This is a genomic window from Bifidobacterium sp. ESL0825 (genome assembly GCF_052606465.1).
The window spans coordinates 1,909,397-1,923,192 of the sequence record NZ_CP199589.1 but is presented as its reverse complement, the minus strand read 5'-3'; the positions used below and the strand labels follow the sequence as shown (position 1 = coordinate 1,923,192).

The window sequence follows — 13,796 nt, the reverse complement described above, 5'->3', positions numbered from 1 at the left end:
ACTGACAGGTTAGAGTGATTCCTCGCCCAAGAGACTGATCTGCAGCCCACGGTCACTCAATAATGCGTATTCCCTGTTTCGCTTGTCTCTGATGGCAAAGACACAGGAGTTCTCGTCATTAGTGAAGGCAACCATTTTTGTGGGGGCATTTTTGTCCGTTTGCTCGGCATCTCGCACACGCAGGGATACGACAAGACGAAATTCACCATTGTTGAAAATATTCAGGGGAACCGAACAATGCACCACCTGATGCCCACAGGCTTTTAGACGAATGGCATCGGAACCCGTGTCATAGGCTATGCCTCCACGCCGGGTGTCGTGCATGGCAATGGCCATGTAGAGATTGTCGTACTCAGCGCAGTCGTATTCCACGTCAAAGCGGAAGGTATCCGAGCTCTTGCAGACCGAGGAAGTTACCGGATAGGCGCGCAGGAGGGGCACCTGAGCGCTGAGACCGGTTGGATATTCGTCCCCTTGCTTCTTGCCATCGGATTGCTTGTCAGGAGCCTTGAGATTCTCCAAGGTGTAGCGGTTAGCGACATCATCCTTGTCGCCATTGATCACCACATGGCCGTCCTTGATCAGGATCGCCCGGTCGCAGTACTTCTTCACGGCACCCATGTCATGGGTGACGAGGATGACCGTCTTATTGGGATCCTTCTTGACCTCGGTGAAGTAATCATCGCATTTACGTTGGAAAGCCTCATCGCCGACGGCCAGAACCTCGTCCAGGATCAGTATGTCACCTTGGGCCTTGATGGCCACGGAAAACGCCAAGCGCACTTGCATGCCGCTGGAGTAATTCTTCAGCTTCTGATCCATGAACTCGCCCAGTTCAGCGAAGTCCACGATGTCATCGTACATGGCATCAACCTCGCTGCGAGTAAATCCAAGCAGAGCTCCGTTCAGATAGACGTTCTCGCGGCCCGTCAGCTCCGGGTTGAAGCCCACCCCCAATTCGATAAAGGGCACCAGCTTGCCCGTATAAGAGATATGACCGCGCTCAGGATAGTAGATGCCCGAAATCAGCTTGAGCAGGGTCGACTTGCCACTGCCATTGCGCCCGACAATGCCAAAAAAGTCACCCCGATGCACCTGGAAGGACACATCCTGCAGCACCTGCTGCTCCTTGTATCCTTTGATTCCTCGGGTCCAGTTGATAAAGGCCTGCTTGAGTCCTGTGGCTTGTTCGGTAGGCAACCGAAAGACCTTGTCCACATGCTCCACGGACAGGACCACGGGCCGATCGTCTTTTTTCTGACGGATTGGTTCCCCAGCCTTGCTCATCACATCACCTCGGCGAATTTGCGATTGTACTTGCGGAATACGCTTACACCCAGGACTACCATGATCACAGTGAGCAGGATGGGGATCATGGTCACAAAGGGATTGCTGATCTGGTTCCATACAGTAGGAGTGGTTTCCGGAGCGATGAATGAGTGCCGGATATCCTGGATGGATTGCGCAATAGGGTTGAGCAAAAGCAGCTTGGCTACGACAGGACCCCACCAATGGTGGATTCCCGACACCGCTGTCAGCGGATAGATGACAGGGATGGAATAGAAGATTACCTGTTGCAGCACGTCCCAGATATGCGACACATCGCGGAAGTATACATACATAGTAGCCATGATCAGCGTGAATCCCAGGGCCAAAATATACAGCTGGAAGACACTGACGGGCAGTAGCAGCACCCTCCAGGTGAAATGCACCCGACAGAAGATAGCGAAAATGAGAACCACGATCAGGTTGATGCCGTAACTGATCAGCGCCCCCATGGTAGCAGATACCACCACGATGTAATTGGGGAAATGCACCTTACGCAGGAGGTCGCCACGATCCACAATAGAACGCAGGCCTATGGAAGTTGACTCATTGAAGAACTGCCAGGAGCTTATGCCTAGAAGCAGCACAACAGGATAGGTCGGCGTGCCATCGGTCATCCTGAGGAATTTGGCGAAGACCAGATACATAACCACAAAGAGCATCAGTGGCTGCAGAACCGACCAGGCAACCCCAAGGAAGGATCCCTGATACCTGAGCTTGAAATCGGTCTTGACAAGCTCACGCAGGATAACCCATGAATAGTGGTATCGCTGGCGTAATCTATCTACGATGCTTCTCACAACCGTACAGACTACCAAACAGCCGTGAAAGTTATTCTCCTATCTCTGCATCCTCACAAATAACAACGGGTTGTTGAGACTTTACAGCCACTGCTTCAGGTAGGCACCAAGCATTATCCTGTGACGTATTCATATCATCTCGATGGGAGATCAGAGCGATGTCTCAACCAGATAAGGTAACAGGCCGATCAGCTCGCAGCCTCAATATCGAACTCCTACGCATATTGGCAATGCTGCTAGTCGTTTATTGTCATATGATCATCCACGTTGATTTCACTAACGGGGTCTCGCGCATCGTATTGCCCATGTACCCAGGCTGGAAATCTGCAATCAGTTTCACTATTATGCAATACGGACAAGTAGGCGTTTCAATCTTCTTCATGATATCGGGATATTTCTTGGTCAAGAAACAATTTTCGTGGAGGCGTATTTTCTCAACTTGGTTCCAGATGTTTCTCTATGCGGTTCTATGCTTAGGAATTGCAATTATTGCCAAACAATTCCAACCTCTGCCGTTCGGCACCAATGAGCTGCTGTCGGGTTCCCAGACGCTGGGTACAGTCCTATGGAGTTTGTGCCCATTTTTGTACAATAGCTACTGGTTCATAGATGTGTATATTCTCATGCTGCTTCTTAGCCCATTTATCAATACTGTATATACGCACATGTCCCAGAAGCAGATTCTTGCGCTGATCGCACTTCTCATGTTCATTGGTACCTGGCCCTTATTTTTAAGTAGAGCTAATTACTGGAACTATGTAGTCTATGCCGTTCTGGGATACATCATCGGCGCTTATATCCAGACCTACCGAGATTCACTGCGCGCCGTATCAAACGGTGTACTGGCCGTCTGCACAGTATTATGTACAGCACTCATGCTGGGATTCAATCATTTTGTCTTGTCAGGATCCCGCTGGGCGCAAAGACTGACTTGGACTGATCAGATCCATCTGGGTCTGCAAATACTGCCTATCTGCATCGCCTTTTGCTTTTTTGTGGCAGCTTGTCGACTACCTCAGATCCGCCTTCCGCACATGTGGAGCACTTTCCTACTACATGTATCAGCCGGGACCTTCGGTGTCTACCTCCTGCACGAGAACACATTCGGATTCCGATTCATCTGGGGTGTCGTCACTTCTTGGCTACCAAACATATCCAGCAAGACCGGTTTCGTTTTAACTTTTATAGTTACGGGATTGCTCATCTTTGCTGTTCTTGACGTTATCGCTATGCTGATCGACCGATGGCTTATCTATCCGTTGCGTAACCTCATCATTAGCAAAGTTGAGCTATTCCAATGAACGACTAGATAAGCTAAATTCAGCGTGCTTCGCAGGGGTCGTTTGACTACATTTCCCCTTGTTGCTATCGACTATGACGAATGGTATAGCAATTGTCAGTACAAAACAGAAAAGAAAGCTAAGTGTATACCGAACCTGGTGCGTGGGCAAAAACAATAGACTGCACCAATTGACGAGGGTTGGAATCAAATAATATAAATTTCTATAACGCTTAAGCGCTACGGTAAGTCCAAGTGCAGACAAAGGTATCCATAGCACATACAAGGCCTCGGCGCCTAGGAAAGAGAACGGCGGAATTTTACTCAGCGTATTTCTCAATGGGACCGCGATCTTTTCCTGAGTGTAACTAGGCTTGCATTCAGAATAAGCCCTTAATATCTTTGATCCTCCAGCTTCCCACCAACCACAACGAACAGGCCCAGTACGGTAGTACGTTTCACCATAGACAAATGAGTCCAACAAGTATGGTACTGCAGTAATATAATCCTTTGGATAACGGAAAAATAGTCGAATCCATGTTTTAATAAGTCTTAATCTGTCTTTTGAGCTTGAGCCAACCTTATATCCATAATGCTTAGCATTATCAGCCGAGTTGGCTTTCCAATTTGGTTTTATATTGTCAATATCCAGAACCTTGTTTATTGCCTTCAAATCGGACTCAGCTAATTCGTCCTGATGTAGTATAGCTACTTTTGACAGCTGTTGAATAGGGACAGAAAGTGCTTCTTGAGGTCCACCAGGTGCAATGTGCAGTGCAGGAAAAACTGCTACAGGTACCAGAACTACTACCAAAGCAGCTGGGACCAGTACCGAGATCAGCAAAGCAATTCGCTGCTTCCTATGTAAAACCAACAACAGCAAAAGCGACAAAGTCGTAATATAGATGCTCGTTTTCTTCGTCAATCCAGAAAGTACACCAAAGATGATGAGGAACGCCACTAGTTTCCAACCGACACGGTGATTGTTGATACACCGGTAAACTAGTTCAAAAAAAGCCACTAGCCATAAAAGAAAAATGGGAACCCAGGTAACGTCTTTGACTACGATGCTCATATTCATCGGAAAGATCGGCAATGCTGCTGCAAAGCACCAGCATGCACTAACACATGAATCAGTGAGATTTGTCCGCTGTCTGACCCAAACTAGCGATATTACGATAGCAAATGCTGCGACAAAACTTTGCAATATTATTAGAATTTGGAACCCTACAATCTCATTTCCAAGCCATAGCCCAAGTTTGTCGAATAACACATACAGATAAGCGTCTACGAAAGGATGGTGATCCTGCACTGCATACCCTGGTAAATCTACCATTGTCATAGGATCCCAAACGTGCCTAGTACGGAATTGAACTAGCTGCAATACGGTATCGATGTCAATGATCGCGGGTCCTTGGATTATCAGCATAGGCATCCAGCAAAGAACCATTGCCGCAGTAGTTAAAGCCAAATGACTAGCTGAACCGTCAAATAGATGAGCCCATTTCTCCAGAATATTGGAACATTTGAGGGAAGTGGTGGTCTCTACGCTTTCTATTTGCCTACTCTCACTAAAATTATTAACCTTTTCTGTCAGCCAACAGATTCCAACAGTGAGAGCAAAACCAATTGTTGACAGTTGAACAATGAATACCATCCAAAAGATCGGCTCATGCCACCTCGCTACACCATTCACATAATTCGGATAGCCGTTGTTAGATACGCCGGAATTTTTCACTAGTCGAGGTATGACGATCGAAAAAGCCATGAAGAAAGCGACAGCCGCTGAAATCAGCTTTTGTCTCCTACTGGCATTTTCAAATTTAGGGTACAAAAAGTACAATAATAAGCCCAGACCCAAAGCAAGCAATGCAGAGCCCACAGGCCCTACTTGAGCAATGGAATCAAAACCACTGGCTGCCAGGTTGGAAAAGTTCTCAAATACTGCAGAATCCAGGTTTCTGAATAATAAAGACTGTGCACCAAGGGTTCCTACGAGTACTGACAGAAGATATCGCGTCTTGTCTGCACTTGATAGGTTTTTTACTTTAACCATTCTGTCCCTCACAACTGCTTATAGTTGCGGATAATCAATTGATGGGTTGAACCTTATAGCTTCAATCATCTTGCAGTACATCTGACGGCGCAGTTTTTTATCCACTCCCCCGGACCGCATGGAATACCAAACCTGGGCGCAAAAGAGCAGATAATGGACCAAGCTCTTGTGATGCAGTCTGTAGGACCCTTGATTGCGGATACCATAGGCGAACTTCCAGGCGTTCTTCTCGTTGATCATCGAGAAATTGACCCCCTTGTTCTCACCCATATCGTGCACCACAACGCTATCGAGAACCTGAACACCGGGGCAGTCTCTGGTGATGCGCAGAGTGTACTCGGCATCGTCAAACCAGATGAAGTACTCCTTGTATGGCAGACCGTAGGCTTCCATGACCCAACGTGGGATGAGCACGGACACGAAGGACGCCTGATTAATCAGCACCAGATCCCTGAGCCCCATGGCACGCAACCGACCCCAGTCCCAGGTAGGCACAGGATTGTTCATTTCTGAAATGGTTCCGTCGATGTATTTGATCAGGGAGCAAGCAAAGGGAATATCCGGGCTTAAAGCCTTGGTGGCTTGTTCATAGCCTCCGAGCAACTTCTCCAAGGCATCCGGCTCAGGATATCCGTCATCATCGAAGATCCACACGTAGTCGAGACCCATCCGGTAGCCCTCGCGCATGCCAGCAGAGAAGCCGCCTGCCCCGCCGACGTTCTTGGGCAAAGTGACAATGCGAAGCTCCACCTTCCCTTCCAAGGGGAACGCGTCCTGATATTCATGCAGGTAATCCGCGGTCCCGTCAGTCGAAGCATTGTCGACAATGATCAGGACCTCGGGCAGAAAGGTCTGGGACTCCAGGGATGCCAGAACCTTCTTCAGCTTTTCCAGACGGTTGAAAGTGACGACGACAGCGGCCACATTCCTCCGGTTATCTACAACATTCATCACTGCGCCCATTCTCCCAACATTCGGGTGAAGAAGGAGTCAGCCGATTCCTTCCTTGAAAACTCCTGAAGCCGTTCCAGCTCCGCCGTCCACAACCGTCTGCGATCCTGTTCATGATCGTTCATCCTCAGCAAGGAGCGGACCGACTGGCGGACCAGCCCCAGTGATTCTCGAGACAGCAGCCCCTGGACAGGAACCAGCGTCGATTGAGAACCGACATCAGCGCTCAACACTGGTATACCCCGACTGATGGCCTCAATGGTCGTAAGAGTAATACCTTCGTTGATTGACGTGACCAGCAGAGCGTCCGCCCAATCATATGTTGCAGAAACCGGCTGAGAGACATCGCGCCGTTCCACTGCACGATCCAGACCATATTTCTCCAGAAGTTTGCGTACCTCCAGGTCCATATCGCCGCTGCCATGCATGATGAACCGAAAATGACCCGGGAAACGACGCTCCATTTCCTTGGCGACATTGATGAATGCCTCAGGACGTTTCTGTCTGGTCATTCTTCCCACAAAAGCGACATGGAAGACGCCCTGTTGCACGCGGTCCTTGTACCTTGGATGCATTTGATCGGCAGTCAGACCAACCAAGGGCGCCATGACCACCTTTTTCGCCGCTATGCCATGATGATTTACCAACCAATCCTGCAGTTGAGGCGAAATAACATGGTGCAGATCAATATAAGGGTCGCGGCTCACGCTCTGGTTGGGATAGCCACCCCGGTCGTGGTATTCAAGAATATGCAAGGAATCGACAATGAACGTATGCGGATAGTACCGCTTGATCCACCAGAGCCGGTCATACATCCACTGATTGTGATGAATCATAACGCCGCGGATATTGTACTGCTCAAACAGAGCCCTGAGCAGCGGCACGTCGCCGATGCCTTCCTGTGCAGGAAAAGTCAGATTGATGACGAGGGCATCATCCAAATCCTCGTCGACAATCCATGGCTGATGACTGTCGTTGTTGGTGATGACGATAGGCAATAGTCCCGCTTTACGAGCCAGAGCTACTGTTTCCATGGCCCAACGCTCGGCTCCCCCAGGCTGCAGCCAATGCATGGCAATAATGACAGCTTTCGGATCCGAAGAGTCCGGTTGTCCAGGCTCGATGGGACTGCCGGGATGATGCACAGCCCCATGAGCGAACAGGTCGCTGGTTGAATCGGGACGATAAGTCTCAATAGCCTGGTATCCAGCTTTCTCACGACTACGCCGGAGCAATTCGCGAACTTGATCAAATAGGAGAGGAAAATGCAGCTCGCAGTAGTTGTAGATCTGGTTGCGCATAGGCAGCCGAGAGGATAGATTCCGAGCCTTAACCGTCATATCAGTAGCATCGTCCGGGGTAAGCAACACATACCGTTCATTCCAGTCAACCAATTGGTGGTGCTGGTCAAAATAGTGAGGAGCAAAGGCTGTCTTAGGCTTAGATGTTGACCTGGCTTTGAATTCGGCTACAGGTTTAAGTCCGGCTCCCTTAGTTAGAGAACCGTTCAAAGTCGACGTGTCAGTCAAGCGGGGATACTGCCAGTCTTCACCCATATAGATCTTATAGAGCAGTTCTCGACCAGGCTGCATCAACGAATGATAGTTGACTGCTGAAATAACCAATCGACGTTGCCGTTTGCTCAAGCCATCAAGTTGCTTCCAGGCATCAGATCCAGTTTCAAATAGCTGCTGCATGTGGTCTATGCTAACCTGAGCGCAGTACGCGGATTGAGCGTACCTCTGCTATTGCCCACAAATTTCATAATCTTATATCCACCTCAATCTGAGAATCCCTATATGTATAGTATTAATCATGAAGCCTGCCTTGGAAGAAGTCACCATTGCCGTTCTCTTACCCTGCTACAACGAGGAACAGACAATAGGAAAAGTCGTCGACGACTTCCACAAAGCACTTCCAACGGCGACCATTTACGTCTATGACAACAACTCTACAGACAAGACAGCTTCCATAGCGCAATCCAAGGGCGCAGTAGTCCGACCGGAACCGCGCCAAGGTAAGGGCAATGTCATACGGGCCATGTTTGAAGATATCGATGCCGACGTGTATGTCATGGCCGATGGCGACGACACCTATCCTGCAGAAAGTGCTCCCGCCATGGTCGATAAAATCCTCGAGGGCTATGACATGGTGATAGGCGACAGGTTGAGCTCAACCTACTTCCAGGAGAACAAAAGACCCTTCCACAACGTCGGCAACAGATTAGTCCGTTCGGCAATCAACGGCATCTTCGGTGCGCAAGTCAAGGATATTATGACGGGCTATCGGGCTTTTTCGTTTACCTATGTCAAATGCTACCCGATCCTGTCCCATGGATTCGAAGTGGAAACGGAAATGACCATACACAGCCTAGATAGGAATCTACGGCTGTATGAAATGCCCGTTCAGTACCGTGACCGTCCTAAAGGCTCCCACAGCAAACTCAACACTGTAGGCGATGGGGTCCGCGTACTTTCCACCATTTTCAGAATGATCAGGGAGTACAAGCCTCTTCCCTTCTTTGGAGGCTGCGGTTTGCTGATAGACTTGGTCGGTTTCGGTTTTCTCTTGTCGGTTATGCTTGAATTCTGGCACACAGGATCGGTTCCGCGCATTCCTACCCTCATAGGATCAGTGCTGTTAATCCTGGTCGGTTTGTTATCCATCATCGCCGGCATTATCCTCGACATTTTAGCAAAAAACGACAGAAGAGCCTATATTCATACTTCAAACTTATTCGCATATCTTCACCGTCATCAGCAAAAGCGCAAGGCTAGCCACAACGAGCAGTGACACTGGTCAATACGACAAATCGCCTAATGGTTTTTAATCAGATAAGGCTGACCTGAATCAATGCTGCCTGTTCTTGGGACAGCACAAGGAGATCGCCCGGGGCAGAGCCGGATCTGGATTGCGTATCCGACAGGCTTACGGCTAGTTCATCACCAGCTTGCCGACTTTTCACCTGCACCAGACAGCCAGGTCCTATATGGTAATTGCTGAGTGTGCGCAGCATTCGTGGATCCTCATCGCTGACTCGTTGTACACGTACCGTCAAACCAGCAGCTACTTCTGAAAGAGGCCTTGTGGTTGTAGGCAAAAGGGGGAGATCCCCCTCTGCCGAAGGTATAAGATCACCGTGTGGATCCGCAGTAGGGTGTCCGAGATATTCATCGATGCGGTCCACCATCTTGTCGGAGACAGCGTGCTCAAGGCTGTCCGCTTCCTCATGCACCTCATCCCAGCCGTAACCGAGGACCTGCACCAGGAAGGTCTCCAGCAGCCTGTGGCGTCGGACCATGGTGACCGCATAGCGACGACCGGTCTCAGTCAGCTCCACCTTGCCGTAAGGCCTGTGAGTGACCAGGCTAGCATCGACCAGACGACCCAGCGCGCCCGAGACCGTCGACTGTTTCATGCCTGTCCTTTCTGCCACCGCAGTGGGCTGGACAGGGCCCTTGTCCCATTCCTGAAGATCCCAGATGACCTTGAGATAATCCTGGGCGCTGGAAGACAGTTCGGCAATTCCCATGTTCCACAGTCTATAGCACAGATCCAAGGCGCGATCCGAGAGCAACCCTGCAGGCATATTTCGACATTGTCACAGATCACCTCTGGTATTCTTCATCAAGCGCCATTAGACTTCGAAGGGTCGAAGTCTATAGACAGCCACACGACCGCCACGGTCCACAATCAAGGAAGGTGACATGCCGAACACTCAGACCCGACCCGCCTCAGGGTCCGCCAGTCCAGCCGGATCCGAAGTCAGGACTCCGCCGTCCAGTCGGCAGCACCAATCCCATCCCATCATCGAGACGGCCAACGGACGCTCCCTGGAGGAGATCAACGCCACAATCTCCGTGCCCAACTCAACCTCCTCCTTCTGGAAGAATCTGGCAGCCTTCTCCGGCCCGGGCGCTCTGGTGGCAGTCGGCTACATGGATCCAGGCAACTGGATCACCTCCATCGGCGGCGGCGCCCAGTATGGCTACCTGCTCATGAGCGTCATCCTCATCTCCAGCCTGATCGCCATGATGCTGCAGTACATGTCGGCCAAGCTGGGAATCGTGACTGGTCTGGACCTGGCCCAGGCCACCCGCCAGCACACCAGTCGCCGGCTCAGCTTCGTCCTTTGGATCTGCACGGAGCTGGCTGTGATGGCCACCGACATCGCCGAGGTGATCGGCGGAGCCATCGCCCTGAAACTGCTCTTCGGCATTCCTCTGATCCTGGGCGTGACACTGACCGTGCTGGATGTGCTCATCCTCCTGCTGCTGACCAAGATCGGCTTCCGGCGCATTGAGGCCATCGTGGCTACGCTGATCATGGTCATCATGGCGGTCTTCCTCTACGAGGTCTTCCTGGCCAAGCCTGACATGCCCGCGGTCTTCCGTGGGTTCATCCCCGACAAGGCCATCCTGGGCAACGGCCAGTTGACCATGGCTCTGGGCATCGTGGGCGCCACGGTCATGCCTCACAACCTCTACCTGCACTCATCCATCGTCCAGACCCGCGACTTCGACCGAAACGACGACCGTCAGGTTGCCAACGCAGTCCGCTTCGCCACCTGGGATTCCAACATCCAGCTGTCCGCCGCCTTTGTGGTCAACTGCCTGTTGTTGGTGCTGGGCGCGGCCATGTTCTTCGGACACGGCGAAGGGCTGGACACCTTCACCGCCCTCTACAACGCCCTTGGCGACAAGACCATCGCCGGTCCGGTCGCCTCCGGCCTGCTCTCCACCCTCTTTGCTGTAGCCCTGCTAGCCTCCGGTCAGAACTCGACCATCACCGGCACTCTGACCGGACAGATCGTCATGGAGGGCTTCATCCGCATGAGGATTCCTCTCTGGCTGCGCAGGCTGGTCACCCGTGTGATCTCCATCATCCCCGTGCTGATCTGCACCATCGCCTTCGGCGGCAAGGAATCCGCCTTGGATAGCCTGCTGGTCTACTCCCAGGTCTTCCTGTGCGTGGCCCTGCCCATATCCATGATCCCCTTGGTCTGGTTCACCTCCTCCAAGAAGATCATGGGCAAGTACGCCAACCCTCGATGGATGGCCTTCCTGGCCTGGATTGTGGTGGCTGTCCTGACCGGGCTCAACCTTCAGCTGGTCATCCAGGATGTGAGCGAACTGATACAGATGCTCTGAGCACCAGTGCTCTAATGGGAGCCGCCGCCGTTTGCCGATTGAATGAGGCATCGTCGGCGGCTCTCTTGTAATTCCGCCCGCAACAGACACATCACTCTTCGTCGTCATGAGCATCTTGCTCGATTAGTGACATATCTGACTCTCGCTCTGCGCGCATATCCACCAACTCCATCCCCAGTCAGATACGGTGGAGAATAGCAGGATTTTATCAAGAGTCCTGCTATCAGCGACCGGACAGTCGACCAGAAGCAGGGTCGCAGACCAGGCCCGCATGGAACTGCCGATCGCAAAATCATAGATGTCACAGGAATCGAGCAGATATGAACGATAAACTCACTACCAACGAAGGGCAGCCCTGGGCAGACAACAACCATAGCCAGACGGCGGGCACCCGCGGACCCATCCTCATGCAGGACTACCAGCTCCTCGAAAAGCTGGCCCACTTCAACCGCGAGCGCATACCAGAGCGCGTAGTCCACGCCAAGGGAGCCGGAGCCAAGGGAACCTTCACCTTGACCAAAGACATGAGCGCCTATACCAAGGCCGATGTATTCAATGGAGCCGGCAAGACCACGCCCATCCTGCTGCGCTTCTCTCAGGTGGCCGGCGAATCCGGCTATCCCGACACCCTGCGCGACGTGCGGGGCTTCGCCCTGCGCTTCTACACCCAAGAGGGCAACTACGACGTGGTGGGCAACAACACCCCCATTTTCTTCGTCAATGACCCCCTGAAGTTCCCCGACTTCATCCACTCGCAGAAGCGTGACCCAGCCACCCACCTGCGCAGCCAGGAGATGCAGTGGGACTTCTGGTCGCACTCCCCCGAGTCGGTACATCAGGTGACCTACTTGATGGGCGACAGGGGCAACCCTGCCAGCTACCGGAATATGAACGGCTACGGAAGCCACACCTTCAAGTGGGTCAATGCGAAAGGCGAGCAGTTCTGGGTCAAGTACCACTTCCTGAGCGAGCAGGGCGTGAAGAACATGACCGACGAGACCGCCGCCAAGGTCGCCTCCGAGGACACTGACTTCCTCCTGCATGATCTCTACGATGCCATCGACCGGGGCGACTACCCCAAGTGGAAGGTCTGCGTGCAGATCCTGCCCTACCAGGAGGGCCTGGAATACAAGGACGATATCTTCGACGTGACCAAGGTCGTCTCCAAGAAGGACTATCCGCGCATTGAGATAGGCGAGTTCGTGCTGGATACCAACCCGACCAACTACTTTGATGACGTGGAGGAGGCGGCCTTCTCCCCCGCCAACTTCGTCCCCGGCATCGAGCCCTCGCCCGACAAGCTGCTGCAGGGCCGGCTATTCGGATACAAGGACGCCGAGCGTTACCGCCTAGGCGCCAACTACGAACAGCTGCCCATCAACCGCCCGGTCAATGAGGTTCACAACTACGAGCGCGATGGGTTCATGTCCCAAGGTCAGGATGGATCGGTCAACTACGAGCCCAACAGCAAGGGTGGCCCCGTGGAAGACAACGATGCCCGGATGCACGGCGATGCCGTCCAAGGGCAAACTGAGTACTCCCGTCCCTATGACAAGGACTACTATTCCGCAGCCGGCCGTCTCTATAGGCTCATGAGCCCGGAAGAGAAGGACCGTCTGATCCAGACCATCAAGAACACCCTGGGATCCGTCGATGACCAGGAGATCCAGGTTCTCGAGACCAGGCAGTTCTACCAGGCTGACCCCGACTACGGCCAGCGCGTGGCTGAGGCTCTTGGCCTTTCCATGGATCAGATCAAGTAATACAGAAACAGGGCGGGAACTGCCGGCGACACGTCTGAACTGGCCTGCAATCCCCGCCCTGTGTTACTATTTCCTAGTTGCCTTGATAAGGGTCACGTAGGCTACGACCCCGTTCATTGCAGCCTTGGAGGATTCGCCTAGTGGTCTATGGCGCACGCTTGGAAAGCGTGTTGGGTTCACGCCCTCACGAGTTCGAATCTCGTATCCTCCGCCAGCGGAGTCTTGGACAGTGGCCCAAGACTCTTTTTGTATGCAGAATATCGGTATTGTCATCCTTTGCGCTGTCGATCCCCTGATCTTCCACTTTGTTTGATCTTATCCGTTCGTTTAATATAGTAAGCTAGGCGGTCTTGTTGCCAGAAGAGGCCTCATCACCTAAGTGCCTCGCAAGACAGTGATGTCCGGAGGCGACCAGACGCTGCGAGCATGGGCGAGACAAAGAAAGTTCAGGGCCATATCTTTGAAGACTTA

The 13,796-nt window shown here is 52.1% G+C and carries 10 protein-coding genes and 1 tRNA gene; 5 read left to right on the top strand and 6 right to left on the bottom strand.

What is annotated here, in order from left to right; all coding sequences use genetic code 11:
- Window positions 1-9: 9 nt before the first annotated feature.
- Entirely contained in the window at window positions 10-1,287 is a 1,278-nt protein-coding gene (locus tag ACUIAG_RS08080; RefSeq protein ID WP_445339613.1) for an ABC transporter ATP-binding protein, read from the bottom strand.
- A complete protein-coding gene (locus ACUIAG_RS08075) occupies window positions 1,287-2,126 on the bottom strand; it encodes an ABC transporter permease (protein WP_313841617.1) in 840 nt (279 codons plus the stop codon). Before ACUIAG_RS08075 ends, ACUIAG_RS08080 begins: the two co-directional genes overlap by 1 nt.
- Window positions 2,127-2,284: 158 nt before the next feature.
- Here ACUIAG_RS08075 and ACUIAG_RS08070 point away from each other — a divergent pair, with 158 nt between their 5' ends.
- On the top strand, window positions 2,285-3,427 hold the full coding sequence (locus tag ACUIAG_RS08070) for an acyltransferase family protein (protein WP_445339612.1): 1,143 nt from the start codon (window positions 2,285-2,287) through the stop codon (window positions 3,425-3,427).
- Here the strand turns inward: ACUIAG_RS08070 and ACUIAG_RS08065 are convergent.
- From ACUIAG_RS08065 to ACUIAG_RS08055, 3 genes are read right to left on the bottom strand one after another with little or no spacing between them, the layout of a single operon-like run.
- Window positions 3,416-5,461, bottom strand: coding sequence for a DUF6020 family protein (locus tag ACUIAG_RS08065; protein WP_445339611.1), 2,046 nt, complete (start codon window positions 5,459-5,461; stop codon window positions 3,416-3,418). The two genes, ACUIAG_RS08070 and ACUIAG_RS08065, sit on opposite strands and share 12 nt — an antisense overlap.
- Window positions 5,462-5,479: 18 nt before the next feature.
- Complete coding sequence (locus tag ACUIAG_RS08060; RefSeq protein WP_445340397.1) at window positions 5,480-6,412, bottom strand: glycosyltransferase family 2 protein; 933 nt, start codon at window positions 6,410-6,412, stop codon at window positions 5,480-5,482.
- Complete coding sequence (locus ACUIAG_RS08055) at window positions 6,412-8,109, bottom strand: glycosyltransferase (protein WP_445339610.1); 1,698 nt, start codon at window positions 8,107-8,109, stop codon at window positions 6,412-6,414. The genes ACUIAG_RS08060 and ACUIAG_RS08055 overlap by 1 nt, the downstream gene beginning before the upstream one ends.
- A gap of 118 nt (window positions 8,110-8,227) precedes the next feature.
- Between ACUIAG_RS08055 and ACUIAG_RS08050 the strand changes: the two genes are divergently transcribed.
- Complete coding sequence (locus tag ACUIAG_RS08050; protein WP_445339609.1) at window positions 8,228-9,205, top strand: glycosyltransferase family 2 protein; 978 nt, start codon at window positions 8,228-8,230, stop codon at window positions 9,203-9,205.
- 37 nt (window positions 9,206-9,242) lie between these two features.
- Here the strand turns inward: ACUIAG_RS08050 and ACUIAG_RS08045 are convergent, their stop codons facing one another.
- Window positions 9,243-9,944 (bottom strand): metal-dependent transcriptional regulator, encoded by a 702-nt coding sequence (locus ACUIAG_RS08045; protein WP_445339608.1) that lies wholly within the window; start codon window positions 9,942-9,944, stop codon window positions 9,243-9,245.
- A 175-nt stretch (window positions 9,945-10,119) separates the two neighbouring features.
- On the opposite strand from ACUIAG_RS08045, the gene ACUIAG_RS08040 reads away from it, so the two are divergent.
- The 3 genes from ACUIAG_RS08040 (at window position 10,120) to ACUIAG_RS08030 (ending at window position 13,539) form a co-directional block, all read left to right on the top strand.
- Window positions 10,120-11,562: an Nramp family divalent metal transporter gene (locus ACUIAG_RS08040; RefSeq protein WP_445339607.1), complete on the top strand. Its 1,443-nt coding sequence runs from the start codon at window positions 10,120-10,122 to the stop codon at window positions 11,560-11,562.
- A gap of 320 nt (window positions 11,563-11,882) precedes the next feature.
- Entirely contained in the window at window positions 11,883-13,325 is a 1,443-nt protein-coding gene (locus tag ACUIAG_RS08035) for a catalase (RefSeq protein WP_445339606.1), read from the top strand.
- Window positions 13,326-13,451: 126 nt separating this feature from the next.
- Window positions 13,452-13,539: transfer RNA gene (locus tag ACUIAG_RS08030), tRNA-Ser, on the top strand.
- Window positions 13,540-13,796 lie beyond the last annotated feature (257 nt).

Bases quoted from the DNA above. Each gene is read 5' to 3' on its own strand.
- ACUIAG_RS08080 (WP_445339613.1), bottom strand. From the start codon at position 1,287: ATGAGCAAGGCTGGGGAACCAATCCGTCAGAAAAAAGACGATCGGCCC.
- ACUIAG_RS08070 (WP_445339612.1), top strand. From the start codon at position 2,285: ATGTCTCAACCAGATAAGGTAACAGGCCGATCAGCTCGCAGCCTCAAT.
- ACUIAG_RS08065 (WP_445339611.1), bottom strand. From the start codon at position 5,461: ATGGTTAAAGTAAAAAACCTATCAAGTGCAGACAAGACGCGATATCTT.
- ACUIAG_RS08060 (WP_445340397.1), bottom strand. From the start codon at position 6,412: ATGAATGTTGTAGATAACCGGAGGAATGTGGCCGCTGTCGTCGTCACT.
- ACUIAG_RS08055 (WP_445339610.1), bottom strand. From the start codon at position 8,109: ATGCAGCAGCTATTTGAAACTGGATCTGATGCCTGGAAGCAACTTGAT.
- ACUIAG_RS08050 (WP_445339609.1), top strand. From the start codon at position 8,228: ATGAAGCCTGCCTTGGAAGAAGTCACCATTGCCGTTCTCTTACCCTGC.
- ACUIAG_RS08045 (WP_445339608.1), bottom strand. From the start codon at position 9,944: ATGGGAATTGCCGAACTGTCTTCCAGCGCCCAGGATTATCTCAAGGTC.
- ACUIAG_RS08040 (WP_445339607.1), top strand. From the start codon at position 10,120: ATGCCGAACACTCAGACCCGACCCGCCTCAGGGTCCGCCAGTCCAGCC.
- ACUIAG_RS08035 (WP_445339606.1), top strand. From the start codon at position 11,883: ATGAACGATAAACTCACTACCAACGAAGGGCAGCCCTGGGCAGACAAC.